1 protein-coding gene is annotated in these 3,251 nt (G+C 65.1%); it reads left to right on the top strand.

The window, feature by feature from the left end; all coding sequences use genetic code 11:
• The coding region (locus tag IC40_RS0123050) for a pyruvate carboxylase (protein ID WP_030137028.1) at window positions 1–3,251 on the top strand (3,251 nt) is incomplete at both ends.

Raw genomic sequence — 3,251 nt, 5'->3', positions numbered from 1 at the left:
ATCGCCATCCGCGCGTTCCGTGCAGCGACCGAGATGAACATCGCCACCGTTGCGGTGTATCCGTTCGAGGATCGTAATTCGTTGCACCGACTCAAGGCAGATGAGTCGTATCAGATCGGGGACGAGGGACATCCGGTCCGGGCCTATCTGTCGGTGGACGAGATCATCCGGGTGGCCACGCATGCCGGTGCGGATGCGGTGTATCCCGGCTATGGGTTCATGTCGGAGAACCCGGAGTTGGCGCGGGCGTGTGTGGAGGCCGGGATCACGTTCGTGGGTCCCTCGGCCGAGGTGCTGGAGCTGACGGGCAACAAGGCGCGGGCGATCGCGGCGGCGCGGGAGGCCGGTCTGCCGGTGTTGGCGTCCTCGGAGCCGTCGGATTCGGTGGAGGATCTGCTGGCTGCCGCGGCCTCGATGGAGTTCCCGTTGTTCGTCAAAGCGGTCTCCGGAGGCGGTGGCCGGGGGATGCGCCGGGTTGCTGAGGCCTCCGCGTTGCGTGAGGCGGTCGAGGCGGCGTCGCGGGAGGCCGAGTCGGCGTTCGGGGACGGCCGGGTCTATCTGGAACAGGCGGTGATCAATCCGCGCCATATCGAGGTGCAGATCCTGGCCGATGGTGACGGCAATGTGATCCATCTGTTCGAGCGGGATTGCAGTTTGCAGCGTCGCCATCAGAAGGTCATCGAGTTGGCGCCGGCCCCGAATCTGGATCCGGCGGTGCGGGAGAAGATCTGTGCCGATGCGGTGGCGCTGGCCCGCCATATCGATTACTTCTGTGCGGGCACCATCGAGTTCTTGCTCGATGAGCGGGGCCATCATGTGTTCATCGAGTGCAATCCGCGGATTCAGGTGGAGCACACGGTGACCGAGGAGATCACCGATGTGGATCTGGTGTCCTCGCAGTTGCGTATCGCGGCGGGGGAGTCGCTGGCCGATCTGGGGTTGAGTCAGGACAGTCTGGCGATCCGGGGGGCGGCCATGCAGTGCCGCATCACGACCGAGGACCCGGCCAACGGGTTCCGACCCGATACCGGGCGCATCACGGCCTACCGCTCTCCGGGTGGTGCGGGGATCCGGCTGGACGGTGGCACGCACACCGGTGCGGAGATCAGCGCGCACTTCGACTCGATGTTGGTGAAGTTGACCTGTCGCGGCCGGGATTTCACGATGGCCGCCGCCCGGGCGCGTCGTGGGTTGGCGGAGTTCCGGATTCGTGGCGTGACGACCAACATCCCGTTCCTGCTCGCGGTGATCGATGATCCGGATTTCCGGGCGGGTCGGGTGACGACGTCGTTCATCGATGAGCGCCCGCAGTTGTTGACCTCGCACACCCCGGCCGACCGGGGCACCAAGATCTTGAACTATCTGGCCGATGTGACGGTGAACAAGCCCAACGGGGCGCGCCCGTCGACGGTGTATGCCGCCGACAAGTTGCCTGAGTGTGATTTGTCGGTGCCTGCGCCCGCGGGGTCCAAGCAGCGCCTGGTCGAGTTGGGTCCTGACGGTTTTGCCCGGTGGCTCAAGGATTCTGCGGCCCTCGGAGTGACCGATACGACGTTCCGCGATGCGCATCAGTCGTTGTTGGCGACCCGGGTGCGTTCCAACGGGTTGTTGTTGGTGGCGCCGTATGTGGCGCGGTTGACCCCGCAGTTGTTGTCGGTGGAGTGCTGGGGTGGCGCGACTTATGATGTGGCGCTGCGCTTTTTGAAGGAAGATCCGTGGGAGCGGCTGGCTGCGTTGCGGGAGGCGATGCCCAACATCTGTTTGCAGATGCTGCTGCGCGGGCGTAACACGGTGGGCTATACCCCGTATCCGGAGCTGGTCACGAGCGCGTTTGTTGATGAGGCGACCGCGACCGGGGTGGATATTTTCCGGATTTTCGATGCGTTGAACAATGTGGATTCGATGCGCCCGGCCATCGACGCGGTGCGCGCGACCGGGTCGGCGGTGGCCGAGGTGGCGATGTCCTACACCGGGGATTTGAGTAACCCGGCTGAGGATCTGTACACCCTGGACTATTACCTGCGCTTGGCTGAGCAGATCGTGGCGGCCGGGGCGCATGTGTTGGCGATCAAGGACATGGCCGGGTTGTTGCGCCCGCAGGCCGCGGCGAAGCTGGTGGGTGCGTTGGTGCAGCGGTTTGATCTGCCGGTGCATGTGCACACCCATGACACCCCGGGTGGACAGTTGGCGACCTATCTGGCGGCCTGGACTGCCGGTGCCAGCGCGGTGGATGGGGCCTCGGCGCCGTTGGCGGGCACGACGAGCCAGCCTGCGTTGTCGGCGATTGTGGCCGCGACCGCGCATACCGATCGCGATACCGGTCTGGACCTCAAGGCGGTGTGTGATCTGGAGCCGTATTGGGAGGCGTTGCGCAAGGTATATGCGCCCTTTGATGTTGGGGTGGCGGGTGCCTCTCATCCGACGGGGCGGGTGTACACCCATGAGATTCCCGGTGGGCAGCTGAGCAATCTGCGGACCCAGGCCGTGGCGTTGGGGTTGGGGGATCGGTTCGAGGAGATCGAGGATGCCTACGCCGGGGCGGATCGGGTGTTGGGCCGGTTGGTCAAGGTGACCCCGTCGAGCAAGGTGGTGGGGGATCTGGCGTTGGCGTTGGTGGGTGCCGGTGCTGATGCCGATGAGTTCGCCGCCGATCCGGATCGTTATGACATTCCTGACAGTGTGATCGGTTTCCTGCGTGGTGAGTTGGGGGATCCGGCCGGTGGTTGGCCGGAACCGTTGCGCAGCAAGGCATTGCAGGGTCGCGCCGATGCGAAAGTGGAAACCCCGCTCTCGGCCGAGGACGAGGCGGCGCTGGCCTCGCCCGGCCCGAAGCGTCAAGCCACCCTCAATCGGCTGTTTTTCCCCGGTCCGACAGAACAATTCGAAACGCATAGGGACACCTATGGCGACACGTCGCGCCTGAGCGCGAACCAGTTCTTCTACGGGCTGCGCCAGGGTGAGGAACACCGTGTGCAACTCGAACCCGGTGTGGAGCTTTTGATCGGACTGGAAGCGGTCTCCGAGGCCGACGAACGCGGGATGCGCACCGTGCTGGCCATCCTCAACGGACAGCTCCGACCCACCCTGGTCCGGGACCGCAGCATCGCCAGCGAGGTCGCCGCGGCCGAGAAGGCCGACAAGACCAACCCCGACCACATCGCCGCCCCGTTCGCCGGGGTCGTCACCATCGGTGTCGACACCGGCGACACCGTGCAGGCCGGACAAACCATCGCCACCATCGAAGCCATGAA

This window comes from Mycolicibacterium neoaurum ATCC 25795, assembly GCF_000691525.1.
In the GTDB taxonomy this organism is placed as follows: Bacteria; Actinomycetota; Actinomycetes; order Mycobacteriales; family Mycobacteriaceae; genus Mycobacterium; species Mycobacterium neoaurum.
This window is presented reverse-complemented; position numbering and strand designations above follow the sequence as displayed.